At 71.5% G+C, this 24,083-nt stretch carries 27 protein-coding genes; 17 read left to right on the forward strand and 10 right to left on the reverse strand.

The features are described 5' to 3' along the window. Positions 1 to 252: 252 nt before the first annotated feature. Both AB0B97_RS18000 and mshA read right to left on the reverse strand, forming a co-directional pair. Positions 253 to 774 (reverse strand): YbjN domain-containing protein, encoded by a 522-nt coding sequence (locus AB0B97_RS18000; RefSeq protein WP_357494716.1) that lies wholly within the window; start codon positions 772 to 774, stop codon positions 253 to 255. A gap of 105 nt (positions 775 to 879) precedes the next feature. Then, positions 880 to 2,244: a D-inositol-3-phosphate glycosyltransferase gene (mshA, locus tag AB0B97_RS18005; RefSeq protein WP_357494718.1), complete on the reverse strand. Its 1,365-nt coding sequence runs from the start codon at positions 2,242 to 2,244 to the stop codon at positions 880 to 882. 207 nt (positions 2,245 to 2,451) lie between these two features. Between mshA and AB0B97_RS18010 the strand changes: the two genes are divergently transcribed. Then, on the forward strand, positions 2,452 to 3,216 hold the full coding sequence (locus AB0B97_RS18010; RefSeq protein ID WP_357494720.1) for an SDR family oxidoreductase: 765 nt from the start codon (positions 2,452 to 2,454) through the stop codon (positions 3,214 to 3,216). Positions 3,217 to 3,232: 16 nt separating this feature from the next. After that, entirely contained in the window at positions 3,233 to 4,033 is an 801-nt protein-coding gene (locus AB0B97_RS18015; protein WP_357494722.1) for a class I SAM-dependent methyltransferase, read from the forward strand. Between the two features lie 99 nt (positions 4,034 to 4,132). Here AB0B97_RS18015 and AB0B97_RS18020 read toward each other — a convergent pair whose 3' ends face one another. Then, entirely contained in the window at positions 4,133 to 5,215 is a 1,083-nt protein-coding gene (locus AB0B97_RS18020) for a UDP-N-acetylmuramate dehydrogenase (RefSeq protein ID WP_357494723.1), read from the reverse strand. A gap of 69 nt (positions 5,216 to 5,284) precedes the next feature. Between AB0B97_RS18020 and AB0B97_RS18025 the strand changes: the two genes are divergently transcribed. From AB0B97_RS18025 to AB0B97_RS18060, 8 genes are all read left to right on the forward strand, one after another. Then, the gene (locus AB0B97_RS18025) at positions 5,285 to 6,046 is read left to right on the forward strand and encodes a maleylpyruvate isomerase family mycothiol-dependent enzyme (RefSeq protein WP_234582337.1); all 762 of its coding nucleotides are present in this window, start codon (positions 5,285 to 5,287) and stop codon (positions 6,044 to 6,046) included. Positions 6,047 to 6,246: 200 nt separating this feature from the next. Continuing rightward, entirely contained in the window at positions 6,247 to 7,554 is a 1,308-nt protein-coding gene (locus AB0B97_RS18030; RefSeq protein ID WP_357494726.1) for an extracellular solute-binding protein, read from the forward strand. A 73-nt stretch (positions 7,555 to 7,627) separates the two neighbouring features. Continuing rightward, complete coding sequence (locus AB0B97_RS18035; protein WP_357494728.1) at positions 7,628 to 8,620, forward strand: sugar ABC transporter permease; 993 nt, start codon at positions 7,628 to 7,630, stop codon at positions 8,618 to 8,620. Then, positions 8,617 to 9,450: a carbohydrate ABC transporter permease gene (locus AB0B97_RS18040; RefSeq protein ID WP_357494730.1), complete on the forward strand. Its 834-nt coding sequence runs from the start codon at positions 8,617 to 8,619 to the stop codon at positions 9,448 to 9,450. Before AB0B97_RS18035 ends, AB0B97_RS18040 begins: the two co-directional genes overlap by 4 nt. After that, complete coding sequence (locus tag AB0B97_RS18045) at positions 9,447 to 10,826, forward strand: GH1 family beta-glucosidase (protein WP_357494732.1); 1,380 nt, start codon at positions 9,447 to 9,449, stop codon at positions 10,824 to 10,826. The genes AB0B97_RS18040 and AB0B97_RS18045 overlap by 4 nt, the downstream gene beginning before the upstream one ends. A gap of 19 nt (positions 10,827 to 10,845) precedes the next feature. Next, positions 10,846 to 11,853 (forward strand): LacI family DNA-binding transcriptional regulator, encoded by a 1,008-nt coding sequence (locus AB0B97_RS18050; protein WP_234582332.1) that lies wholly within the window; start codon positions 10,846 to 10,848, stop codon positions 11,851 to 11,853. Positions 11,854 to 11,955: 102 nt separating this feature from the next. Continuing rightward, positions 11,956 to 12,369, forward strand: coding sequence for a RidA family protein (locus AB0B97_RS18055; RefSeq protein WP_234582331.1), 414 nt, complete (start codon positions 11,956 to 11,958; stop codon positions 12,367 to 12,369). A gap of 1 nt (position 12,370) precedes the next feature. Further along, the gene (locus tag AB0B97_RS18060) at positions 12,371 to 13,267 is read left to right on the forward strand and encodes a GNAT family N-acetyltransferase (RefSeq protein ID WP_357494734.1); all 897 of its coding nucleotides are present in this window, start codon (positions 12,371 to 12,373) and stop codon (positions 13,265 to 13,267) included. Positions 13,268 to 13,285: 18 nt separating this feature from the next. On the opposite strand, the gene AB0B97_RS18065 is transcribed toward AB0B97_RS18060, so the two are convergent. The 5 genes from AB0B97_RS18065 to AB0B97_RS18085 all read right to left on the reverse strand — a co-directional run bounded on the left by AB0B97_RS18065 (position 13,286) and on the right by AB0B97_RS18085 (position 16,434). Then, positions 13,286 to 13,870, reverse strand: coding sequence for a TetR/AcrR family transcriptional regulator (locus tag AB0B97_RS18065; RefSeq protein WP_357494736.1), 585 nt, complete (start codon positions 13,868 to 13,870; stop codon positions 13,286 to 13,288). Between the two features lie 69 nt (positions 13,871 to 13,939). Beyond that, positions 13,940 to 14,671 carry an ABC transporter ATP-binding protein gene (locus AB0B97_RS18070; protein WP_357494738.1) on the reverse strand — a complete coding sequence of 244 codons (732 nt, stop codon included), beginning with the start codon at positions 14,669 to 14,671 and terminating at the stop codon, positions 13,940 to 13,942. Further along, positions 14,668 to 15,798 carry an ABC transporter permease gene (locus AB0B97_RS18075; protein WP_357494973.1) on the reverse strand — a complete coding sequence of 377 codons (1,131 nt, stop codon included), beginning with the start codon at positions 15,796 to 15,798 and terminating at the stop codon, positions 14,668 to 14,670. Before AB0B97_RS18075 ends, AB0B97_RS18070 begins: the two co-directional genes overlap by 4 nt. A gap of 184 nt (positions 15,799 to 15,982) precedes the next feature. Further along, positions 15,983 to 16,249: a flavin reductase gene (locus tag AB0B97_RS18080; protein ID WP_357494740.1), complete on the reverse strand. Its 267-nt coding sequence runs from the start codon at positions 16,247 to 16,249 to the stop codon at positions 15,983 to 15,985. Then, positions 16,246 to 16,434, reverse strand: coding sequence for a hypothetical protein (locus AB0B97_RS18085; RefSeq protein WP_357494742.1), 189 nt, complete (start codon positions 16,432 to 16,434; stop codon positions 16,246 to 16,248). Before AB0B97_RS18085 ends, AB0B97_RS18080 begins: the two co-directional genes overlap by 4 nt. Before the next feature lie 425 nt (positions 16,435 to 16,859). On the opposite strand from AB0B97_RS18085, the gene AB0B97_RS18090 reads away from it, so the two are divergent. Both AB0B97_RS18090 and AB0B97_RS18095 read left to right on the forward strand, forming a co-directional pair. Further along, complete coding sequence (locus tag AB0B97_RS18090; RefSeq protein ID WP_357494744.1) at positions 16,860 to 17,441, forward strand: DUF5753 domain-containing protein; 582 nt, start codon at positions 16,860 to 16,862, stop codon at positions 17,439 to 17,441. Continuing rightward, positions 17,429 to 17,626 carry a DUF397 domain-containing protein gene (locus tag AB0B97_RS18095; protein ID WP_357494746.1) on the forward strand — a complete coding sequence of 66 codons (198 nt, stop codon included), beginning with the start codon at positions 17,429 to 17,431 and terminating at the stop codon, positions 17,624 to 17,626. Before AB0B97_RS18090 ends, AB0B97_RS18095 begins: the two co-directional genes overlap by 13 nt. A 330-nt stretch (positions 17,627 to 17,956) precedes the next feature. Here AB0B97_RS18095 and AB0B97_RS18100 read toward each other — a convergent pair whose 3' ends face one another. Both AB0B97_RS18100 and AB0B97_RS18105 read right to left on the reverse strand, forming a co-directional pair. After that, positions 17,957 to 18,472 (reverse strand): O-acetyl-ADP-ribose deacetylase, encoded by a 516-nt coding sequence (locus AB0B97_RS18100; RefSeq protein ID WP_357494748.1) that lies wholly within the window; start codon positions 18,470 to 18,472, stop codon positions 17,957 to 17,959. A gap of 1 nt (position 18,473) precedes the next feature. After that, positions 18,474 to 19,265 carry an EI24 domain-containing protein gene (locus tag AB0B97_RS18105; protein WP_357494750.1) on the reverse strand — a complete coding sequence of 264 codons (792 nt, stop codon included), beginning with the start codon at positions 19,263 to 19,265 and terminating at the stop codon, positions 18,474 to 18,476. Between the two features lie 199 nt (positions 19,266 to 19,464). On the opposite strand from AB0B97_RS18105, the gene AB0B97_RS18110 reads away from it, so the two are divergent. From AB0B97_RS18110 to AB0B97_RS18130, 5 genes are read left to right on the forward strand one after another with little or no spacing between them, the layout of a single operon-like run. Beyond that, entirely contained in the window at positions 19,465 to 20,373 is a 909-nt protein-coding gene (locus AB0B97_RS18110; RefSeq protein WP_357494752.1) for an ABC transporter ATP-binding protein, read from the forward strand. A gap of 12 nt (positions 20,374 to 20,385) precedes the next feature. Continuing rightward, positions 20,386 to 21,120, forward strand: a complete 735-nt coding sequence (locus AB0B97_RS18115) for an ABC transporter permease (protein WP_234582323.1) — start codon at positions 20,386 to 20,388, stop codon at positions 21,118 to 21,120. An 11-nt stretch (positions 21,121 to 21,131) separates the two neighbouring features. Beyond that, a complete protein-coding gene (locus AB0B97_RS18120; RefSeq protein ID WP_357494754.1) occupies positions 21,132 to 22,400 on the forward strand; it encodes a sensor histidine kinase in 1,269 nt (422 codons plus the stop codon). Continuing rightward, positions 22,397 to 23,038: a response regulator transcription factor gene (locus AB0B97_RS18125; protein ID WP_357494756.1), complete on the forward strand. Its 642-nt coding sequence runs from the start codon at positions 22,397 to 22,399 to the stop codon at positions 23,036 to 23,038. The genes AB0B97_RS18120 and AB0B97_RS18125 overlap by 4 nt, the downstream gene beginning before the upstream one ends. A gap of 24 nt (positions 23,039 to 23,062) precedes the next feature. Next, the gene (locus tag AB0B97_RS18130; RefSeq protein WP_357494758.1) at positions 23,063 to 24,046 is read left to right on the forward strand and encodes a YafY family protein; all 984 of its coding nucleotides are present in this window, start codon (positions 23,063 to 23,065) and stop codon (positions 24,044 to 24,046) included. Positions 24,047 to 24,083: the final 37 nt, after the last annotated feature.

Consider the following 24,083-nt stretch of genomic DNA (forward strand, 5'->3'; position numbering starts at 1 on the left):
GTCGCAGTCCCGCCGCGACCTGAGCTGTTCCGCTGAGCCATGAAACGCTCCGCTCCTCGACACTCCGTCATCGGCGCGCGGGGGTCCCTCTGCCGCACCGCGCGGTGCGGCATACCCGTCAGGAGCAGTCCGAACCTCCAGCGACGAACCGGCTCGAACCGAAGCGGTCGGACCCCGGCCGCAAGCCGGTCACCGGGGGACGCAGCGCCGGTCGGCCCCGGTGGAGCGGGTGGAGCGACGCGGGGTCGGCCGTCAGGCGGGGTCGGTGTCGGGACCCGCGCCGGACGGCTCGAAGAGGTGGGCGAAGGCGGCCAGGTTCGCGGTCGACTCACCGCGCTTGACCCGCCACTCGTACTCGCGCCGGATCGAGCTGCCGAAGCCGATCTCCAGCATCGTGTCGAAGGACTCGTCGGAGTAGGTGAGCACCGAACCGAGCAGCCGGTCCAGCTCGTCGGCGTCCACGCCGGCCGGGTTGACCCGCCCGGTCAGGTACACGTCGCCGACCGCGTCGGTGGAGAAGGAGACCCCGTACATCCGGGCGTTGCGCTGCAACAGCCAGGCCCACAGCTCCTCGCGCCGCTCGTCGGGCTGGCGCATGACGAACGCCTCGATCCGCAGGGCGTGCTCACCGACGATCAGGTTGCAGATCGTCTTGAGCTTGTGGGTGCCCGGCAGGGTGACCGCGTACGAGCCGGGCCCGGTCGACTCCCAGGCCAGGTCACGTTCGGCACAGACCGACTCGATCAGAGTCGCAAGATCGCTCTTCGGGCTCACCGGACCCACTCTACGACCGCCCCGGCCCACGCGCCGGATGACGACGAGCCGGCGGACACCCCGGCCGGCGTGCGGTCACCACCGTCCGGGCGGCCGGACCTCTGGTCACCAGGAGCAGGAGAGGGCGGGATCCGCGGCCAGGTCGGCGGCGAGGCGGGCCCGGCGGGCGGCGATCGCCTCGCCGTAGACGTCGAGCAGGCCCGAGACCGTGCGGTCCCAGGAGAAGTGCCGAGCGTGCTGCGCGGCGCCGCGGGACAGCCTGGCCCGCAGGGCACGGTCCGGCAGGAGGCGGCCCAGGGCGCGGGCCCAGTCCACCGGGTCGTGCCCGTCGATGAGCACCCCACTGGCGTGGTCGCGCACGGCCGTGACCAACCCGCCGACGGCGGCGGCCAGCACCGGCGTACCGCAGGCCTGCGCCTCCAGGGCGACGAGCCCGAAGGATTCGTTGTGCGACGGCACCGCGACCAGATCGGCGGCCCGGTACAGGGCCGGCAGGTCGTCGCCGGTGCGCGGCGGCAGGAAACGGACCCGGTCGGCGACTCCGAGCGTCGCGGCCAACTCGATCAGGGCGGTCGGCCGGTCCAGCCCACTGCCGCTGGGCCCGCCGCAGATCACCACTGTCACCTCGTCGGCCAGGACCGGATCACGCTGACGCAATGCGGCGATCGCGCGGATGAGCACGTCCGGCGCCTTGAGTGGTTGGATCCGACCGACGAAGGCCACCACGTACCCGTCGACCGGCAGACCCAGCCGGCGGCGGGCGGCGCGGGCGGCCACGAACCGGTCGCCCGACGCGGGCCGGAACCGGGCCAGGTCGACGCCCGGCTGTACGACGGAAACCTGGTCGGGGACGGCGTCGTACCGCTCGACGAGGTCGCGGGCCTCCACCCTGGTGTTGGCGACCAGCCGGTCGGCCTCGGCGACGACCTGCTCCTCGCCGATCACCCGAGCCTTCGGTTCCGGTCGGTCGTCGGCGGCGAGCTGGGCGTTCTTGACCTTCGCCAGGGTGTGCGCGGTGTGCACGAGCGGCACTCCCCAGCGCTCCTTGGCCAGCCAACCGACCTGCCCCGACAACCAGTAGTGGGAGTGGATCAGGTCGTAGTGCCCGGGTGGGCGGGACGCCTCGGCGCGCAGCACCCCGGCGGTGAAGGCGCAGAGCTGGCCGGGCAGCTCCTCCTTGGTCAGCCCTTCCAGGGGACCGGAGGTGATGTGCCGGACCTGCACGCCGGGGGCCATCTCGACCACCGGGGGGAGATCACCCGAGGTGGCCCGGGTGAAGATCTCCACCTCGACGTCGGCCTCGGCGAGCCGCCGGGCGACCTCCAGGATGTAGACGTTCATCCCGCCGGCGTCGCCCGTGCCGGGCTGGTGCAGCGGAGAGGTGTGCACCGACAGGGTGGCGATGCGGCGGGGCCGGGGCCACGGTCGGGCACCTCGCTGACGACCGACACCGGTGTGCAGTTCCGCCACGTCCGCTCCTTCAGTCACGGTTAATGCCGTCTCGCACGACCGGCGCTTCTCGGTCAACCTGTACGCCGGATGTCATCTTCCCCATCGGGCTACGGAAATGCGTCGGCGCGGCCGGCCGGGGTGACGGACCTCATCAACCGGCGGCCCGCGCGACGGAGCCCCGTGCCCGATCGCAGGGCTTCGGACGACCGGGGCGACAATGACGAGATGACCTCTGTCGCCATCGTCACCGGAGCGTCCAGCGGGATCGGAGCAGCCACCGCCCGCCGGCTCGCCGCCGAGGGTTTCCACGTGCTCGCCGCCGCCCGCCGCGCCGAACGGCTCGCCGGCCTGGTCGCCGAGATCACCGCCGCCGGCGGGCAGGCCACCGCGGTGACCTGCGACGTCACCTCGGACGAGTCGGTGGCCGGGTTGGCCGAGGCCGCCGCCGGTGCGCCCGGGCCGGTCACCCTCCTGGTGAACAACGCAGGCGGAGCGCGCGGGCTGGACCCGGTGGAGTCCGGCTCGGTAGCCGACTGGCAGTGGATGTACGACGTGAACGTGCTCGGCACCCTGCGGGTCACCCAGGCGCTGCTGCCGGCGCTGGAGGCGTCCGGTTCCGGCACCATCGTGGTGGTCTCCTCCACCGCCGGCCTGACCGTGTACGAGGGCGGCGGCGGCTACACCGCGGCGAAGCACGCGCAGACCGCCATCGCCGGCACGCTCCGCCTGGAGCTGTGCGGCAGGCCGCTGCGGGTCATCGAGATCGACCCCGGAATGGTGAAGACCGAGGAGTTCGGGCTGGTCCGCTTCGAGGGCGACGCCGATCGGGCGGCCGCCGTCTACGCCGGGGTGCCGGGGCCGCTGGTCGCCGAGGACGTCGCCGACTGCATCGCCTGGTGCGCCACCCGCCCCGAACACGTCAACATCGACCGACTGGTGGTCCGGCCGCGGGCGCAGGCGGCGCAGCACAAGGTGCACCGGGTCTCCTGAGTCGGGGACCGGACCCATGAGCGGGGCTCCACGACGCCGGCCGCTCGGCGTGGTCACCCGGGGCACGACCAACCCGAACCGGCTGCGCCGGGTGGACAACTGGATCGTCGCTACCTGCGGCGACCGGCTGCGGGCGGCGGTCGATCCGCTGGTGGTGGACCTCGGGTACGGCGCCACGCCGGTGACCGCCGTGGAGTTGCGGGCCCGGCTGGCCGCCGGGGTCCGTCGGGACGTACGCCTGGTCGGGCTGGAGATCGACCCGGCGCGGGTGGCCGCCGCGACCCCGGCCGCCGACCCGCCGGGCCTGACCTTCGCCCGGGGTGGTTTCGAGTTGGCCGGGCTCCGGCCGGTGCTGGTCCGCGCGTTCAACGTCCTGCGCCAGTACGACGAGAGCGAGGTGGCCGACGCCTGGCGCACGATGACCGCAGCGCTCGCTCCGGGTGGGGCGCTCGTCGAGGGCACCTGCGACGAGCTGGGCCGGCTGGCGAGCTGGCTGCTGGTCGACGCGGACGGGCCGCGGACGTTGACCCTGGCCGCGAAGCTCACCACGCTGGGGAGTCCCGCCGAGTTGGCCGAGCGGCTGCCCAAGGCGCTGATCCACCGCAACGTCCCGGGTGAGGCGGTGCACGACCTGATCCGGGCCCTGGACGACGCCTGGCAGGCCGCGGCCCCGTACGCCACCTTCGGCCCCCGCCAGCGCTGGTTGCGGGCCGTGGGCAGGCTGCGGGACGACGGCTGGCCCGTGCGCGACGGCCCGCACCGCTGGCGGCACGGCGAGCTGACCCTCTCCTGGCCCCTCCCGCGCACGCACCCCTGACCTCGCGATCTTGCACTTTCGGTCGGCGTTTTGCCCGATTACATCCGTTATGCCACGACAGAAACTGCAAGATCGCGGAGCGGTGTGGGGGGTGGGGGGTTACAGGGCGCAGTTGATCAGGACCGGCTCGGGGTGCAGGGTTACGCCGAGGCGGTTGTGCACGGTGTCGCGGATGGTGCCGGCGAGAGCCAGCAGGTCGCTGGTGCTGGCGGTGCCGCTGCGGTTGGTCAGGGCCAGGGTGTGCTTGCTGGAGATGGCCACCCCACCCTCGCCGGGGTGGCCCTTGATGAAGCCGGCCTTGTCGATCAGCCAGGCCGCGCTCACCTTGACCAGGCCGTCCGCCCCGGGCCAGGACGGGGGCTCGCCCAGGTCGGTGGAGCGTTCCAGGAGCTGCTCGTACGTCGCCCGGTCGAGCACCGGGTTGGTGAAGAAGGAGCCGACCGAGCGGGTGTCGGGATCGGCGGCGTCGAGCACCATGCCCTTGCCGGCGCGCAGCCGCAGCACCGCAGCCCGCGCGTCGGCCAGTGGCACCCGCTCGCCCACCTCGACTCCGAGCGCCCGGGCCAGCTCGGCGTAGCGCACCGGGCCGGACAGCGGCGAGCGGGTGAGCCGGAAGTCGACCGAGAGCACCACCCAGCGGTCCTGGTACTTGAAGATGCTGCCCCGGTAGGCGAACCCGCACTCGGCCGCGGGGACGACCCGACGGGTGCCGTCGAGCCGGTCGTACACCTCGACGCCGGTGATCGTCTCGGCGACCTCCTGGCCGTACGCGCCGACGTTCTGGATCGGGGTGGCGCCGGTGGAGCCGGGGATGCCGGAGAGGCACTCCAGGCCGGCCCAGCCGTTTCCGATGGTCGCGGCGACCAGGTCGTCCCACGGCTCGCCGGCCTCGACGCGTACGGTGACCGACCCGGCATCTTCGGTGAGGACCCGCAGGCCACCCGAGCGCACCAGCACGACAGTGCCGGGGAAGCCGGCGTCGCCGATCACCACGTTGCTGCCGCCGGCCAGGACGAGGATCGGCTCGTCCGCGACCTGGACCGCCTGGATGATCTCGTCGGCGCTGGTCGCGGCCACGATCCGCCCGGCCGGCCCGCCCATCCGTAGCGTGGTGTAGCCGGCCAGTGGACCCGGAATGGCACGATCGACTTCGGTTGTCGGCTGGGCGGAGGCGTCTGACACGTCTTTCACCTTAGGCTGATGGGCAGCCGTGGCACCCACTGGTGGTCCGGCACCCCCGGGAGGATGGCGATGAGCAGATTGCAGGGCAGCAAGGACTTCTGGATCGGGGCACTGCGGGCCGAGGGCCCAGCGTTCGCCGCGGCGGTCGCCGAGGCGCCGCCCGAGACACCCGTGCTGTCCTGTCCGGGCTGGACAGTCAATGATCTCACCCTGCACCTCGCGGGCATCTACCACTGGGTTTATTCCTTCGCCGGCTCCGGGAAGAACGAGGTGCCGGCCCGCCGGGACACGTCCGTGGCGCCGCCCTCCGGGCTGAGCGCGCTCCAGCTCTGGCAGCAGGGGTACGACCAGCTGATGACCCTCTTCGACGGGCTCGACCCGGAGGCGCCGGCGTGGAACTGGGCACCGCAGCCGAAGAAGGCCGGCTTCTGGCCGCGCCGGATGGCGCACGAGACGGCGGTGCACCGCTGGGACGCCCAGCTCGCCATCGCCGCCGGTGAACCGGTCGAGGCCAAGCTCGCCGCCGACGGGGTGAGCGAGGTGCTGGACACCTGGTTGCCGGCCGGTCGGCGGCAGGTGAAGGGCGACTGGCACGGGGTGGTGCAGCTCGCGGCGACGGACGCGGATCAGGAGTGGTATCTGCGGTTGCGCGGCGAGGGGGTGGCGCTGCTCGACACGGCGACCATCTTCGACCACGACGATCACCACGCCCGCGCGCAGGTCAGCGGCACCGCGAGCGATCTGCTGCTGGCGCTCTGGGGGCGGGTGAGCTTCGAGACCCTCGACGTCACGGGTGACCGTGTGCTGCTCGACGGCCTGCGTACCGGCTGATTCGACACCGGGCGCGGCCCGGTCCACGTTGACGAGGGCGTCACCCCGACGGGGGTGACGCCCTCGTCGTGCGTCGGGGTCGCCGACAGATTCGAGAGAGCGCTCTCTTGACAGTGCCCGGCGAACCCTCCACCCTGACGTGAGAGCGCTCTCTTGGCCTTCTGCCACCACCTGACCACCTTGAGAGAGGTCCATATCCGATGGCTGTCCTTCCGCGCCGCCGCCTCGCCGCGGTGGCCCTCGCCGCCACGACCGCCCTGCTCGTCACCGCCGGCTGCGGCGGCGGCGACGACGCCGAGGCGGACGGGCCGATCACGCTGACCGTCGACGTCTTCGGCCAGTTCGGCTACGACCAGCTCTACCAGGAGTACATGGCCGCGCACCCCGACGTGAAGATCGTCGAACGGGGCACCGGCAGCAACCTCGACGAGTACTCGCCGAAGTTGACCCAGTGGCTCGCCGCCGGCCGGGGCGCCGGTGACATCGTGGCCATCGAGGAGGGCCTGCTCGTCGAGTACAAGGCCAACCCCGGCAACTTCGTCAACCTGCTGGACCACGGCGCCGCCGACCTCAAGGGCAACTTCCTCGAATGGAAGTGGAACGCCGGCCTGACCCCCGACGGCAAGCAGCTCATCGGCCTCGGCACCGACGTCGGCGGCATCGCCATGTGCTACCGCAAGGACCTCTTCGAGAAGGCCGGGCTGCCCACCGAACGGGACGCGGTCTCGAAGCTCTGGCCGACCTGGCAGGACTACATCGCCACCGGCGAGAAGTTCGTCGCGGCCAAGACCGGCGCGTCCTTCCTCGACGCGGCCACCAACACGTTCAACACGATCCTCCTGCAGACCGCCGGCAACACCACCGGCTACAGCTACTACGACACCAACGGCAACGTCGTCGTCGACAGCAACCCGGCCGTACGGCAGTCCTGGGACACCACCATGGACATCATCGACTCGGGACTCTCCGGCAAGTACGGCTCGTGGTCCGAGGAGTGGGTGTCCGCCTTCAAGCAGACGAAGTTCGCCACCATCGCCTGCCCCGCCTGGATGACCGGTGTCATCGAGCAGAACTCCGGCCCGGCCGCCAAGGGCAAGTGGGACATCGCCCGGGTGCCCGGCAACGGCGGCAACTGGGGCGGGTCGCACCTCGCCGTGCCCAAGCAGAGCAAGCACCAGGCCGAGGCCATCGAGCTGGCCAAGTTCCTGACCAGCGCCAAGGGCCAGATCGGTGCGTTCAAGGCCAAGGGACCGCTGCCCTCCTCGCCGCAGGCGCTCGACGACCCGGCGATCGCCGGCTCGACAAACGCGTACTTCTCCGGAGCGCCCGTCGGAACGATCTTCGGCACCGGCGCGAAGAGCCTCAAGCCGGTCTACATGGGCCCCAAGAACCAGGCCGTCCGCACCGAGGTGGAGAACGCCGTACGGACCGTGGAGCTGGGCCAGCGCAGCCCGACGCAGGGCTGGACGGACGCGGTGACCAACGCGAAGAAGGCCGCCGCCAAGTAGCCCGAGCCAGCGTGCGGGCGGGCTCCTGGGAAACCGGGGTCCCGCCCGCGCGACGGAAAGGAGTCCTGAGGGCATGACCGTCCAGCTCGACGCCCGCCCCCCGGTCGCACCGACTGCCGGGCAACCCCGCCGATCCTCGGGTCGGCTCAGCCGGCTCGACACCCGCTTCTCGCCGTACCTCTTCATCGCCCCGTTCTTTTTGATCTTCGGAGTCTTCGGGGCGTACCCGCTGGCGTACACCTTCTGGGTCTCGCTGCACGACTGGGACCTGCTCGGCACCGACCACCCGTTCGTCGGCGCGGAGAACTACACCCGGCTGCTGGCTGACGCCGACTTCTGGCACGCGCTGGTCAACACGATGGGCATCTTCGTCATCTCCACGGTGCCGCAGCTGCTCGCCGCGCTCTGGCTGGCCAACCTCCTGAATCGGGGGCTGCGGGCGCGTACGGGCTGGCGGATGGCGGTGCTCGTTCCCAACGTCACCTCCACCGCCGCCGTGGCGATCGTCTTCGGGGTGCTCTTCGGCCGCGAGTTCGGCATGATCAACTGGCTGCTCGACCTGGTCGGCATGGACGCGATCGACTGGAAGTCCAACCGGGTCGCCTCCTGGGTGGCCATCTCCGCCATGGTCGACTGGCGGTGGACCGGCTACAACGCGCTGATCCTCCTGGCCGCGATGCAGGCCATCCCCCGCGACCTGTACGAGGCGGCGGCGATCGACGGCGCGAGCCGCGCCCGGCAGTTCTGGTCGGTCACCGTGCCGCTGCTCAAACCGACGATCATCTTCTGCACGATCATCGCCACCATCGGCGGACTGCAGCTCTTCACCGAACCCCGGATGTTCAACTCCGGCACCAACCCGATCCGCGGCGGACCGCTGCGCGAGTCGCAGACCCTGACCATGTACATGTTCGAGAACGCCTTCGCCCCGCACTACAACTTCGGGTACGGCTCGGCCGTGGCCTGGCTGCTCTTCGCGCTCATCGCGATCGTCGCGGCGGTCAACGTGCTGATCCTGCGCCGACTCGGCGGCGGGGCCGGCCCTCGAAAAGGAGCAACCCGATGAGCCGGCTCTGGCGGGCGAGCCCGCTCACCTACCTGGCCCTGATGTTCGCCGCCATCCTGTCGATCTTCCCGATCTGGTGGATGTTCGTCATCGCCAGTCGCAGCAACGACGCGATGGGCCAACTGCCACCCCCGGTCACACCCGGCGGCAACCTGGGCGCCAACATCGCCCGCCTGTTCGACAACACCGACGCGTACTTCCTGACCGGGCTGATCAACTCGACGATCGTGGCCACCACGGTCACCGTCTCGGTCGTGTTCTTCTCCAGCCTGGCCGGGTTCGCCTTCGCGAAGCTGCGCTTCCGGGGGCGCAACGCGCTGCTGTTGGTGATCATCGCGACGATGATGGTGCCGACGCAGCTCGGCGTGATCCCGCTCTACCTCCTCATGACCAAGCTGCAGTGGAACGACAGGCTGCCCGCGGTGATCGTCCCGGTGCTGGTCACCGGCTTCGGGGTGTTCATGATGCGGCAGTACGCCGGCCAGGCCATCAGCGACGAGCTGATCGAGGCCGCCCGGATGGACGGCTGCGGCACCCCGCGGATCTGGTGGCACGTGGTGCTGCCGGCGCTGCGCCCGGCGGCCGCCGTGCTCGGCCTGCTCACGTTCATGACCACCTGGAACGACTTCCTGTGGCCGTACGCTGTGCTGAACGACCCGGCGAACCCGACCGTTCAGCTCTCCCTGCGAGCGCTGTCCGACGGGTATTACCAGGACATGTCGCAGGTGTTCACCGGGACGGCCATCGCGACGCTGCCCCTGTTGCTGGTCTTCGTGCTGTTTGGCCGCCAGATCATCGGCGGGATCATGGAAGGTGCGGTCAAGGCATGAGTGAACTCCGGTTTCCCGAGCACTTCCTCTGGGGTGCGGCCACCGCCGCGTACCAGATCGAGGGCGCGGCCCGCGACGACGGTCGCGGCCCGTCCATCTGGGACACCTTCTGCCGTACGCCAGGCAAGGTGTACCAGGGCCACACCGGCGACGTCGCCTGCGACCACTACCACCGGTACGCCGACGACGTGGCGCTGATGGCCGACCTGGGTCTGCGGGCGTACCGGTTCTCGGTCGCCTGGCCCCGGATCCAGCCCGACGGCAGCGGCCCGGTCAACCCGCGCGGGCTGGACTTCTACGACCGGCTCACCGACACACTGCTCGCCCGGGGCATCGACCCGATCGTCACCCTCTACCACTGGGACCTGCCGCAGAGCCTCGGCGACCGGGGCGGCTGGACCAACCGGGAGACCGCCGAACACTTCGCCACGTACGCCACTGCCGTGTACGCCCGCCTCGGCGACCGGATCGACGTCTGGACCACGCTCAACGAGCCGTGGTGCTCGGCCTACCTCGGTTACGGCAACGGGGTGCACGCGCCGGGCGAGCAGGACGGGGCGGCGGCCTTCACCGCCGTACACCATCTGCTGCTCGGGCACGGCCTGGCGGCGCGGGCGCTGCGGGCGGCCGGCGCGCGCAGCGTCGGCATCACCGTCAACCCGGCCGATGTACGCCCGGCGGACCCGCAGAGCGCGGCCGATGCCGCAGCCGTCCGCCTGGTCGACGGCCTGCACAACCGGATCTTCCTGGACCCGCTGCTGGCCGGCGGCTATCCCGACGACGTACGCGAGCACATGGCCCGCATCGTCGAGCCGACGTTCATCCGCGACGGCGACGAGAAGCTGATCGCCGCCCCGATCGACCTGCTCGGCATCAACTACTACGCGCCCACCTACGTCGCCGGCCGCCCCGACGGCGACGGCGACGGCGCGTACCCGGGCACCGAGGGCGCCGTGCACTTCCTGCCGCCGGCCGGGCCGCTCACCGACATGGGCTGGATGATCGAGCCGTCCGGGCTGACCCGGTTGTTGGAGCGGATCGCCACCGACTATCCCGGTGTGCCGCTGTTGATCACCGAGAACGGCGCGGCGTTCCCCGACAAGGCGGGCAGCGACTCGCCGGCCGGGCCGGGCCAGGTGATCGACAACGACCGGATCGCCTACCTCGACGGGCACCTGCGGGCGGCGCACGAGGCGATCTCCCGGGGCGTTGATCTGCGCGGGTATCTCGTATGGTCATTCCTGGACAACTTCGAGTGGGCGGAGGGTTACCGCAAGCGGTTCGGGATCGTGCACGTCGACTACCTGACCCAGCGGCGCACACCGAAGGCCAGCGCCCGGTGGTACCAGGAGGTGATCTCCCGGAACGGGCTGTGACGAGCGGGGGAAAGTCGCGATGACCACGGCTCAGCGGCCGACGCTCGAGGCGGTGGCGGCACGGGCCGGGGTGTCCCGGGCCACCGTCTCGCGGGTCGTCAACGGCTCCACCACAGTCGCCGAACCCATCCGGGAGGCCGTCAACCGGGCGGTCGCCGAGCTGGGGTACGTGCCCAACCTGGCCGCCCGCAGCCTGGTCACCCAGCGGACCGACTCGATCGCCCTGGTCATGCCGGAGGCGGCCACCCGGGTCTTCTCCGACGACCAGGTCTTTCCCGGCATCATCCGGGGCGTCAGTCAGGAGTTGGAGGCCGCCGACAAGCAGCTGGTGCTGATGCTGGCCGGCTCACCGGCCGGGCACCAGCGGGTCGAGCGGTACACCACAGGTCGCCACGTGGACGGGGTGCTCTTCGCCTCGCTGCACGGCGCCGATCCGCTGCCGGGCACGCTGGCCCGCCTCGGCATCCCCGTGGTGGTCAGCGGCCGGCCGCTCGGCGACGTGCCCGTGCCGTACGTCGACGTGGACCACGTCGGTGGGGTCACCACCGCCGTCCGACACATGATCGACGGCGGTCGCCGGCGGATCGCCACCATCGCCGGTCCGCAGGACATGGTCGCCGGGATCGAACGGCTGATCGGCTACCGGGAGACGGTGGCCGCCGCCGGGCTGCCCGAGCTGATCGCCGTCGGCGACTTCACCCGCGAGTCCGGTGCGGCGGCGATGGACCGCCTGCTCACCGACCATCCCGACCTGGACGGGGTGTTCGCCGCCTCGGACCTGATGGCACATGCGGCCCTGCGCACGCTGCGTGCGGCCGGCCGGCGGGTGCCGGAGGACGTGGCGGTGATCGGCTTCGACGACATCGAAACCGCCGCCTACACGGAACCGCCGCTGACCACCGTCCGGCAACCGATCGTGGAACTCGGCCGGCGGATGACCCAACAACTGCTCCGCCTCGCCGCCGGCGAGGAGATCGAGCAGTCGCTGATGCTGCCGACCGAGCTGATCGTCCGCGCCTCGGCCTGACGGGGGCTGCTGCCCCGCTTCAAGATCCGCACGACGCCTCTCCGGGCGCAGGGGTCGCTTAATGCGTCGCTGTGGCGGGCGATCGTCGTTAGCCTCGCCGGCATGCCGGATCCTGTCGCGCTGCTGCACGTCCCCGCCCTGTCCGACGTCGCCGAGTACGCGTACGCCGCCACCGTCGATCCGCCCGCCCGGCTGGTGTTCACCGCCGGCGCGTGCCCCCTGGACGCCGAGGGCCGTACCGTCGCGCCAGGTGACCACGCCGCGCAGGCCCGGCAGGTGCTGACGAACCTCTCCACCGCCCTGGACGCGGCCGGCGCGCGGCTGACCGACGTCGTCAAGACCACCGTGTACGTGGCGTCGTCGCAGCAGAAGGACCTGGTGACCGTCTGGGAGGTGGTCCGGGACTTCTTCGGCGACCACGACCCACCCAGCACCCTGCTCGGGGTGGCCGTGCTCGGCTACACCGACCAGCTCGTCGAGGTCGAGGCCGTCGCCGCCGTACGGACGGGGGCCTGACATGCGTATCCGTGTGGCGCAGCCGGACGACGCCCCGGGCGTGGTGGCCCTGCGGGCGACCGTCCACCCGTACCTGGTGCGTGGGGTCGAGTCGACCCGCAAGATGATCGCCGAACCGCCGCCCGGGGAGGACTGGACGGCGTTCGTCGCCGAGGTGGACGGCCGCGTGGTGGGGTGGGTGTCCGCCGAACGCATCGGGACGACCTCGGCGGCGAACGTCGGGGGCATCAACCTGCTGCACGTGCACCCGGAGCACCGGCGGCGAGGCGTCGGGACGGCGTTGTTGACCGCCGCGACCGACTACCTGCGCCCGTTGGGAATCCGCCGGGTACGTGCCATGGCACAGCCGGACGCGCTGCCGTTCGCCCGTCACCACGGGTACGAGCCCAGTCGGGAGGTGCGCTATTCGGCGCTCGACCTGAATCCGACGCCAGCGCTGCCCGAGCCGCCCCCGGGCGTACGGCTGCATCCGATCGCCGACCTGGACCCACACCTGCTGTACGTGGCGGACGTGGCCTCGGCGGTGGACGAACCGGGCGACGTGCCTGTCGACGCGAAGAGCTACGAGAGCTGGCAGTACGACGTGTGGGACAACCTCGGGCTGGACAAGACGTCCAGCACCGCCGTCGAGGTCGACGGTGCGGTGGTCGCCTTCAGCCTCGTGAAGCGCGACGGCGACCGGATGTGGTCGGACTACACCGGCTCCGTCCCCGCGTACCGGGGGCGTGGGCTGGCCCGGCTGGCCAAGGCGGCGGCGCTGCACCGGGCCGCCGCCAACGGCGTCCGGATCGCGTACACCTCGAACGACGAGGCCAACGCGCCGATGCTGGCGATCAACGCCCGACTGGGCTACCGGCCCGTGGGATCCCAGTGGTCCTGCCTGGCGGAGCTGACCTGACCAGCTCCGCCGGCAGCCTCAGCCGCTGTCGCGGTCGAGGTACGGGCTGAGGACCTCGCGGGCGAGGTTGGTCGCCTCGTCCAGGGCGAGCCCTCCCTCGATCATGCGACTCAGGGCGTAGACGATCGACTGCACCAGTTCGGCCACCCGGACCGGGTCCGAGGAGCCGTGGTCGGTGAGGGCGGCGCGCAGCGGGGCTTCCAGGCGGTCGTGCATGAGTCGGCTGGAGCTGGCGAGTGTCTCGCTGCTGCCGGCCGACGCCAGCGCGCGGGCCAGCGCGTGATCGCCGCGGGCAACCAGTTGCAGGTTGCTGTCCACGTACGCCTGGATCTTCTGGCCGGGGGTGCCGGCCGCGTCCATCTGCTTCTCGACGTAGGCCGACCAGCGGGGGAACGTCTCGGTGACGAGGGCGTCGAACATGTCGGCCCGGGACTTGAAGTACGAGTAGACGCTGGACCGGGCCAGACCGGCGTGCTGGGCCACCTCGGCCAGACCAGGGATCTGCTCGGGGTGTTTCGACAGCAGGGTGCGTGCCGCGTCGAGCAGCGCGGCGCGTTGGGACGCCCGGTGCTCGGCGACGGTCGCGGCCTGGATCTTCGGCACGCCGCCCCCCTCGTTCCGGACGGGCGTGGCCGGCCGGCCTCTGCGGCCGTGCCCCACCCGTCGTCGTGGTCAGCTGCTGGCCGCGAGCTTGCCGTCGACCATCTCGTAGACGGTGTCACAGTATTGCAGGACGTCGTGGTCGTGAGTGACCATGACCACCGCCACCGACCGCTGCCGGGCCTCGTGGGCCAGCAGCTGCACGATCTCGTGACTGCGTGCCCGGTCCAGCGCCGCCGTCGGTTCGTCGACCAGCAGCACGCTGGGCTCGGTGACCAGTGCCCGCGCGATTCCGACGCGCTGGCGTTCGCCGCCCGACAGCTGGTGGGGGCGCCGGCCGGCCTTGTCCGCCATACCGACGTCCGCGAGCAGTTCCAGCGGGTCCCGGCCGGACCGCTGGGACCGCGGCCCCAGCCGCAGGGGCAGCCGCAACTGGTCGGCGGCGGTCAACGCGGGCAGCAGGTTGCCCGACTGGAACACGAACCCCACATGCTGGCGGCGCAGCTCCGTCCGCGTACGGCGACTCGGAACTGTCATGTCCTGACCGGCCACGGTGACGGTTCCGTGGTCGGGCCGGGCCAGGCCGCCAGCGACGGCGAGCAGGCTGGACTTGCCCGCACCGGACGGACCCACGACTGCGGCGAGTTCACCGGGTCGCACCGTCAGGTCGACGTCGTCGAGCGCCTGCACGGTCTCGGCGGCGTTGCCGTGCCGCAGGGACACCGCACGCATCACCAACCCGAGCCGTCCGGGTGCGTCGTCGGCGGGTGTGGTCGAAGCGGTCGGAGCGGGACGGCTGCTCATCGGTTTCCTCCCAGAGCGGTGGCCGGGTCGACAGAGGTGATGCGGATGACCGCCGCGCCGGCTCCGATCAGGCCGAGGACGACGAGGCCGACCCCGGCCGCGGAGATGCTCGGCATGCTCAGAGCGAACGGGATACCGCTGCCGGTGATGAGGGCGCCGAGCGCGAGCCCGATCCCCACGCCGACGGCGACAGCAGCCGCCAACAGCACGAGGGCCTGCGTCAGCGCGTCGCGCAACACCCAGCCGGTCGAGGCGCCCAGCGCCCGCAGGACGGCCACCTCGGGCTTGCGCTGGATCGCCCACACCGCGAAGAACGCTCCGGCGACCAGCGCCGAGATCGCGTACAGGAATCCCTGGATCAGTTGCAGCGTCGTCGTCTCGGCGGTGTATCCCGGCGAGGCGCCGTAGGACTCCTTCAGGGTCAGGCTCTCGGTGCCCGCCGCGGTGTCCCCGGCGGCCAGGTCGACGGACTTACCGTCGTCCGCGCGGACCGCCACGGCAGTGATCTCCGTTGCGGCGCGCTGCGGCAGCGCCGCGCCGGGGGCGGTGCCGGACTTGATGGCCTGCCACGCGGCCAGCGGCACGTACGCCACGTCCACGTGCCCGAAGGTGTCCTGCTGCTCGGTGACGCCGACGACCCGCAGCCGCGTGCCGAGCCGATCGATGGTGACTGTGTCGCCCATGCGCAGGCCCGCGTCCAGCGCCGTGGGGCTGACCACGATCCCGTCCTCGGTTCCCAGTCGCTCACCCTGACTGACCGACGGCGACAGGAACGAGTCGGGCTGGACTCCGAACAGCGCCAGGTCGATCTCCGTTCCCCGGTCCGTACGCGTGTTCACCAGCGTGTTGCCGAAGGGTGCCGCATCCGCGACGCCCGGCTGGGCAGACCACTCGTCCACCGCCGACAGGTCCACCACGCTGCGGGAGAACGCCGAGTCACGCTGGACGTCGTGCGCGAAGGCGAATGAGGTGACCGGCAGGTTCTGCAGCCCGGACACCCCGTCGCGGACCAGGCCGACCGACAGGCCCGACAGCATCACCATCAGCACGGCGATCAGGGCGATCACCGCGCCCATCAGTGCGAAGCGCAGGCGGGCAAAGCTCAGCTCACGAATGGCGAGGAACATCAGCACCCGCCAACAGGGGTTATCGACATCATGTCGACATGTTACCAACATGCTGTTGGCAAGATGGACGTGCGCAGGTGTCGCCCCCACCACACGCCATCCTGCGAAAACAGCCTGGGCGAGCTGACCGTGGACACCAGCCAGGCCGCTAGTGATCAGGCGGGGAGACCCGCCTGCGTCGCGATCAGTCGGCTCGGCTGTCGCTGCGCGGGCGCGTCCACTCCAGGAACCGGGCGACGTACACCGCCGGGTCCGGTCGCAGGCCCAGCCTCAGCGCGTCGGCGAACGCCTCGCGCGCGAGCGTGGTCAACATGAGCAGCATCCCGACCCGATCGTCGCGCCAGCGAGCCAGCAGCGACAGCCGGGCCGCCGAACACGGCCAGTGGGCGCCGCACCGGGTACAGCGCCAGTGCGGCAGGCCCGCGTGATGCGGCCGCGATCGGGGGCTCATCCGACGCACGCTGCCTGGCGGGCGTTCATCAACTGCACGCCCTCGCGCCGCACGTACAGCTCCCGCCGGGCGACCGCGTCACCCCGCGAGCCCAATTCGTACGCGTCGAGCCACACCCACCCGTCGTACGTGTCCCACTCCAACTCACGGATGACCCGCACGGTGATCGGACGCAGGAACTGCACGCTCGCGGTGGGCCGACAGGCGTAGCAGGTCGCCGGCCCGGAACGTCGGTCCTGGTGCTGCGGCCATGCCTCCCCCTCCGGTGGACTAGGAGGGGCCGCCCCTGAGTGCTCGCCCACGGGACGGCCCCGGCTGACACCGCCGCCGGGCTACACCTCCACCAGCAGTGCCGCTCACCTGCCACCCTGCCGAGCGGAGCTGGACGGCTACACCCCGTAGATATACGTTCGGTAGACGTTAGGGACGTCCAGTGGGAGGCGACTATGAATCAGGCGCTACGGGCTGCACTGGCGGACTCGGCGAGACTGTTGAGAGTCTTGCCGAGCAGGTGGGAGTAGATCCGAAGACGGTCACACGGTGGGTCACGCCGGGTAGAGTTCCCCATCCCCGCCATCGAGCGGCAGCGGCGAGTGTCCTGAAGGTTGAAGTGAGGGACATTTGGCCGGACGTTTTGAAGCGCCGTGAGCCGGCGTGGCTGCGGCCATGGGTCGAGACAGAGCTTCAGGCGACCGCTCTCCGCGCGTTCCAGGTATCGGTGATTCCCGGTCTGCTACAGACGCCGGAGTACGCAACTCTGGTCCTCAGCAGCGGGTTGTTGGACGCGGACGAGGTTGCGGGTTACGTGGAGACGCGGCTTCGCCGGCAGGCAGCCGTCCTTAACCGGCGGAAGCCTCCGCTGTTCATCGCGGTCATCGACGAATGCGCGTTGCGCCGCGGGGAGCCCGACATCATGCACCCGCAGCTGGACCACCTGATCGAAATGGCGCAGCGGCCCAACACCTTCCTCCACGTGTTACCGCTTGACGCGGGCATGCACGCCGGACAGGCCGGACCGTTCGTCATTGCAACCACTGAGGATGGCGACGTGGGATATCTCGACGATCAGGCATCGGGCCGGCTGACCAATGAGACAGCCCCACTCTGGGCCATCTGGGATACGCTGCGCTCAGTGGCTCTTCCTCGCCGCCACACCATCGACTTTCTGAGGGCACGAACATGGCTGACCTGAACGACGCCGAGTGGCGTACCAGCACCCGCAGCAGCTCTAACGGCGGCGACTGCGTCGAGGTCGCCGACAACCTGCCGGGCGTCGTCCTCGTTCGGGACACCAAGGACCGCGACGGCGGCACGCTCCGGTTCGCCCCTCACACCTGGCAGGGCTTCGTCGACATGGTGAAGACCCCCGCCCTCTGAGCAGCAACGCCGACAAAGACCCTCGGGCGAGCCCGAGGGTCTTTGCACTATGCCTGGCGACCGCTGTGGCGAACTGTGGTCGCACCAGGAAACAACGAGATCTTGGACAGTTACCGTTCTGAGCGAACGGTAACTGTCCAAGATCTGCGCGGAACCAGCGGAACCAGCGCGACCGGCGCGACCGGCGCGACCGGCGCGACCGGCGCGACCGGCGACGGGACCGGAAGCGCCGCGCGAAGCCTGTCGCGTGTCGAATCCTCGATCACGTGATGCTGACCAAATCCCTACGGTGACTCGCAACCGGTCAGGATCACGTGATCACGCTGCCGGCTACGCCGCCTCGAAGACCTCGCGGGCCGTCGCGTGCGTGTCGGCGCCGAAGAGCACCAGTCGGGCCTCGGTGACGGTTGCTGGGGAGGCCGAGCGCAGCACCGACAGCGCCTGGCGGACCGCGTCGTCGACCGGCCAGCCGTAGATACCGGCGGAGATCAGCGGAAACGCCACTGTGGACGCGCCCAGCTCGTCGGCGACCCGCAGGCTGTTCACGTAGCAGTCGCGCAGCAGTCCCGACCGGTCCTCGCCGGCCGAGAAGACCGGACCGACCGTGTGGATGACCCAGCGGGCCGGCAGGTTCCCGGCGGTGGTCGCCACCGCCTGCCCGGTGGGCAGCCCTCTGCCGTACTTGGCGGCGCGCAGCGCCCGGCACTCGGCCAGGATGGCTGGCCCGCCGCGTCGGTGGATGGCGCCGTCGACACCGCCGCCGCCGAGCAGGGACGAGTTCGCGGCGTTCACGACGGCGTCGACCCGCTGGGCGGTGATGTCCCCCTCGACCAGGGTGATCTCCACGTCAGCTCTCCTCGATCGACTGGCCGAGTGACCGGCGGGCCAACAGGGTGGCACCGGCGACCGCGGCCGGCATGACCAGCACTGCGCCGAGCGGTATGAGGAAGCAGAGGAACACCGCCACCCCGAAGCCGAGCGCCATGGGCCGGTCCGCCTTGAGGATCGTCCGGCGTTGCGGCAGCCGCATGCCACGTCGGTAGAACGGCGCCCCGACCAGCTCGACGGCGAGGAACCAGCCACCCACCGCCGCCCCGATCACCGGCACGACAGTCTGGCCGACCACCGGGATGAAACCGGCGAAGAAGAGCGGGATGCCGACCAACGCCGTGAGGGCCACCAGGCGTACCGAGTCGGCGAGGCTGCGGCGTAGCGACGACCAGAACGGCACGTCCACCGCGTCCGGAGTGCCGCCGAGCCGTTCCTCGACCCGCTCGGAGATCTTCTCGTAGAACGGATCGCCGATGACCAGGGTGACCGCCGTGAAGGCGAGGACACCGAGCAGGCCACCGAGCCCCAGGAAGGCCAGACCGGCGATCACCCGGACCAGGCTGCGGCCGGTGCTCGACCAGTCGTCGGCGAACGGCGTGACAAGCGCGGCCAGGTCGTCCACGAAGTACACCAGGGTGGCGAGCAGGGCCACGAAGAGCGCACCGGAGATCAGCGCCGGCACGATGCCGAGCAGCATCAGCCCGGGGCTGCGGACATAGAGGCCCAGGCCGCGCAGGAGCAGCCTCACCCCGAGGAAGAAGCGTCCGACGACCCCGGTCACCGGGCTGGCGATTCTGCTGGCGTCCACGATCGAGCAGCCTAACCAGCCGTGTCCGAAACCGCCGGGCGGAGCGCTAGCAGCGATGCCGCGCGTCCACATCAACCGATTGACGGACGGCGGCGATCCACCGGGATCGCCGGGGTCCGTCGCCGACCGGTCGATTCGCCGCCGGGTCAGCCCGACGACCCTTGAGGGTACGAAGTCAGCGGCGGCGGAAGGCGGCACGATGCCGGTCATCGAGGTGACCCACCTGAAGAAGCGGTACGGCGATCTGGTCGCGGTGGACGACGTGTCGCTCACCGTGGAGGCCGGGGAGATCTTCGGCGTTCTCGGTCCGAACGGCGCCGGCAAGACCACCACGGTGGAATGTGTCGCCGGGCTGCGCGTCCCCGACGGGGGCGGGGTGTCGGTCCTCGGGCTCGACCCGCGCCGGGACGCGGTCCAGCTGCGGCAGCGGGTCGGGGTGCAGCTCCAGGAGAGCCAGCTGCCCGACCGGCTCCGGGTCGCCGAGGCCCTGGAGCTGTACGCCTCGTTCTACCGCAACCCCGCCGACCCGGCCGCGTTGATCGACAAGCTGGGCCTGGGCGAGAAGCGCAACACCGCGTACAAGAAGCTCTCCGGCGGTCAGAAGCAGCGGCTCTCCATCGCGCTGGCCCTGGTCGGCAACCCGGAGATCGCGATCCTCGACGAGCTGACCACCGGGCTGGACCCGCAGGCCCGCCGGGACACCTGGGGTCTCATCGAGCAGGTCCGCGACAGCGGAGTGACGATCGTGCTGGTCACCCACTTCATGGAGGAGGCCGAGCGGCTCTGCGACCGGATCGCGGTGATCGACCGCGGCCGGGTGGTCGCCCTGGACACCCCGACGGGCCTGGTGTCGGCGGTGGCTCCGGAGCAGCGGGTCCGGTTCCGGCCCTCGGCGCCTGTCGACGACCGGCTCCTCACCGACCTGCCCGAGGTGTCCGACGTGCGGCGGACCGGCGGTCAGGTGGTGGTGACCGGCACCGGTGACCTGCTGCACGCGGTCACCTCGGTGCTCGCCCGCCACCAGATCGTCGCCGCCGACCTGCGGCTGGAGCAGTCCACCCTCGACGACGCCTTCGTCGAGCTGACCGGGCACCGGCCCGTCGACTGAAAAGGGGCAAGCATGCACGCGTTCCGTCAGATCCTGAGGATCGAGGCGCGGCTCTACCTGCGCGACCTGCCGACGCTGCTCACCATAGTCGGGCTACCCACGATGATCCTGGTGGTGCTCGGGTTGATCCCCTCGCTCCGCGAGCCGGATCCGAACTTCGACGGGCAGAACTTCGTCAACTACTTCGCCCCGTCGCTGCTCGTGGTCACCCTGGCCATGGTCGGGGTGAACACGATGCCCATGGCGCTGGCGACCTACCGGGAACGCGGCGTGCTGCGTCGGCTGGCGACCACTCCTGCGCACCCGGGCGCTCTGCTCGCCGCCCAACTGGTGGTGGCCCTGGCCGCGATCCTGGCCAGCGCGCTGCTGCTGATCATCGTCGGCCGGTTGGCGTTCGGGGTGCCGCTCCCGGAGCACCCGCTCGGCTTCGCCCTGGCCTTCGTCCTCGGCACGGCGGCGCTGCTGGCGCTCGGGCTGCTGGTCGCCGCCGTGGCCCGGACGACGAAAGCGGCTCAGGCCCTGGCCGTGCCACTGTTCCTGCTCACCATGTTCTTCGGCGGGGTCTACCTGCCCCGGTTCCTGCTTCCGGACGCCGTGGCGCGGATCGGTGACTACACGCCGCCCGGGGTGCAGGCGCTCCTCGACGCCTGGACCGGCCCCTCGCCGCAGCCGCTGCACCTGGCGATAATGGCGGTGATCGCCGTGACGGCCGGGGCTGGCGCGGCGAAACTGTTCCGCTGGGAGTGAGCGGGGATCCGATGACCAGCAGCGGTGGGTACGACCGGCTGGCCAGCTGGCGAAAGCGCGAGGCGAACGTCTATCGCGTGTTCCCGTACGGCGGGCTGGCGCTGGGCACCCTGCTGGCCCTCGTCGCACCGGCGCCCGCCAGCCCGGGGGCGGCGCCCACCCTCGCCGTCGCCGTGGCTGCCGGCTGCTGGGTCGCCTGGTTCGTCACCCTGCACCCCGACTGGCAGAGCCGGCGCAGGGTGATGGCTGTCTACTACGCCGGGCTGCTCACGTTCGCGGCTGTGCTGGTGGCGGCCAGCCCGTGGTACGGCTTCTTCGCCTGGATCGGATACATCCACGCCTTCCCGGTGCTGCCCGGGCGTTGGCGGGTCGCCGGAATGGTCACCACTGCCACCCTCGTCGCCACCTCGCAGGGCGGCGGTCTGGCCGTGGTGACGTCGCACTGGCCACTCTGGCTGGTGCTGGTGCTCTTCAACCTGCTAGTGGCCGGCTCGGTGAGCTGGTTCGCGACGATGGCCGAGAAGGAGGACGCCAATCGCCGACGGCTGATGGCGGAACTCGGCGAGGCCAACCGTCAACTCACCGAGACGGTCCGGGAGAACGCCGGGCTGCACGCCCAACTGCTCACCCAGGCACGCGAGGCCGGCGTGCTGGACGAGCGCCAACGGATGGCGCGGGAGATCCACGACACCCTGGCCCAGGGGTTGACCGGGATCATCACGCAACTGGAGGCGGCCGAGCAGACCCGGGACCGCTCCGCCGACTGGCGCCGGCACGTCGACAACGCGCTCGCGCTGGCCCGGGAGAGCCTCACCGAGGCCCGCCGCTCGGTGCGGGCGGTCCGCCCGGAGCCGTTGGAGACGGCCCGGCTGCCGGACGCGCTCGTCGAGCTGGGCGGGCGCTGGGCGGCCCTGCACGGGGTACGGGCCGACGTCGCCACCACCGGTACGCCCCGCCCCCTGCACCCGGAGGTCGAGGTGACCCTGCTGCGGGCCGCCCAGGAGGCGCTGGCCAACGTGGCCCGGCACGCCGCCGCGTCACGGGTCGGGCTGACCCTGTCGTACATGACGGACGTGGTCACCCTCGACGTCCGTGACGACGGGACGGGCTTCGACGCCACCGGCCAACCGGCGTCCCGCGAGCCGGGCGGCGGGTACGGGTTGACCGCGATGCGGCAGCGGGTGACCCGGGTCGGTGGCGAGTTGGCGGTCGAGTCCGAGCCGGGCAACGGCACCGCCATCTCGGCGTCCGTCCCCGCGCTGCCGGGAGGTGCCGGTTGACCGCCCCGATCCGGCTGCTGATCGTCGACGACCATCCGGTGGTGCGCGACGGGTTGCGGGGCATGTTCACCGGCGACCCGGCATTCGAGGTGGTCGGTGAGGCGGCCGACGGCTCGGAGGCGTTGACCCTGGTCGCGACGGTGCGGCCGGACGTGGTGCTGATGGACCTGCGGATGCCCGGCATGGACGGGGTGACAGCCATCGGCACGTTGGCCCGCTCCGGCAGCACCGCCCGGGTGCTGGTGCTCACCACGTACGACACGGAGGCCGACGTGCTGCCGGCGATCGAGGCCGGCGCCACCGGCTACCTGCTCAAGGACGCGCCCCGCGAGGAGTTGGTCCGCGCGGTACGGGCCGCCGCCCGGGGTGAGTCGGTGCTCGCGCCGAGCGTCGCCGGGCGACTGATGGGCCGTCTCCGTACGCCGGTCGAGGAGCCGCTCAGCCAGCGTGAGCTGGAGGTGCTCACCCTGGTGGCCCGGGGTGCCTCCAATCGGGAGGCGGCGGCCCGGCTGTTCATCAGCGAGGCCACCGTCAAGACACACCTGCTGCACCTGTACGCCAAGCTCGGGGTCAACGACCGGGCCGCCGCGGTGGCCACCGCGTACGACCGGGGGCTGCTGACCCCCGGCGGGCGGTGAGCGGGGGCCGGGCAGGATGGGCTGGTGCGCGCGTCCCGACTGATCTCGCTGCTGCTGCTGTTGCAGGCGCGCGGATCGATGACGGCGGGTGAGCTGGCGCGGGAGCTGGAGGTCTCCGAGCGGACCGTCTACCGGGACGTGTTGGCGCTGTCCGCCGCCGGGGTGCCGGTGTACGCCGACCGGGGCCGTGCCGGCGGCTACCGGCTGCTCGGCGGATACCGGACGCGGCTGACCGGGCTGACCCGCGACGAGGCGGAGGCCCTCTTCCTCGCCGGGCTGCCCGGCCCGGCCGGCGACATGGGCCTGGCCGACGCGGTGGCCGCCGCCGAGCTGAAGGTGCTCGCCGCGCTGCCGCCGGCGCTGCGCGACGCGCCGGTCCGCGCGGGGCAGCGGTTCCACCTGGACGTGCCGGGCTGGTTCCGGGAAACGCCGCCACCGCAGTGGTTGGCCGAGCTGGCGCGGGCGGTCTGGGGAGACCGGGTGGCGCAGCTGCGGTACCGGCGCGGCGCGCAGGAGGTGACCCGCCGGGTGCAGCCGTACGGGCTGGTCCTCAAGAACGGGGTCTGGTACCTGGTCGGCCGGGTCGGCGACGACACGCGCACCTACCGGGTGGACCGGGTGACCGGTGTCGAGGTGGGCGAGGAGCACTTCGAGCGGAACGAGGGCTTCGATCTGGCCGGGCACTGGCGGGAGCAGGCCGGGGAATTCCTGCGGACCATGCTGCGGGCCGAGGTGACCGTCCGGCTCACCCCCGCCGGCCTGCGCCAGCTCCGGCACCTGGTCGACGCCCCGCACGTGTACGACGAGGTGGTCGCCGCCGCAGGCGAGCCCGACGAGGAGGGCCGCGTGGTGACCCGGCTGCCCGTCGAGTCGGTAGATGTCGCGTACGCCCAGTTGCTGGCGCTGGGCCCGGAGGTGGAGGCGCTCGACCCGCCGGAGCTGCGCGCACGGATGGCGGACGCGGCACGCCGGGCCGCCGCACGCTACGACGGCCCGGCCGTGCCGTGACACCGGTCAGCGAGCCCGCCGGTGACCGGTCAGCGGG

Origin of the sequence: Micromonospora sp. NPDC049004 (genome assembly GCF_040649315.1) — a bacterium.
In the GTDB taxonomy this organism is placed as follows: Bacteria; Actinomycetota; Actinomycetes; order Mycobacteriales; family Micromonosporaceae; genus Micromonospora.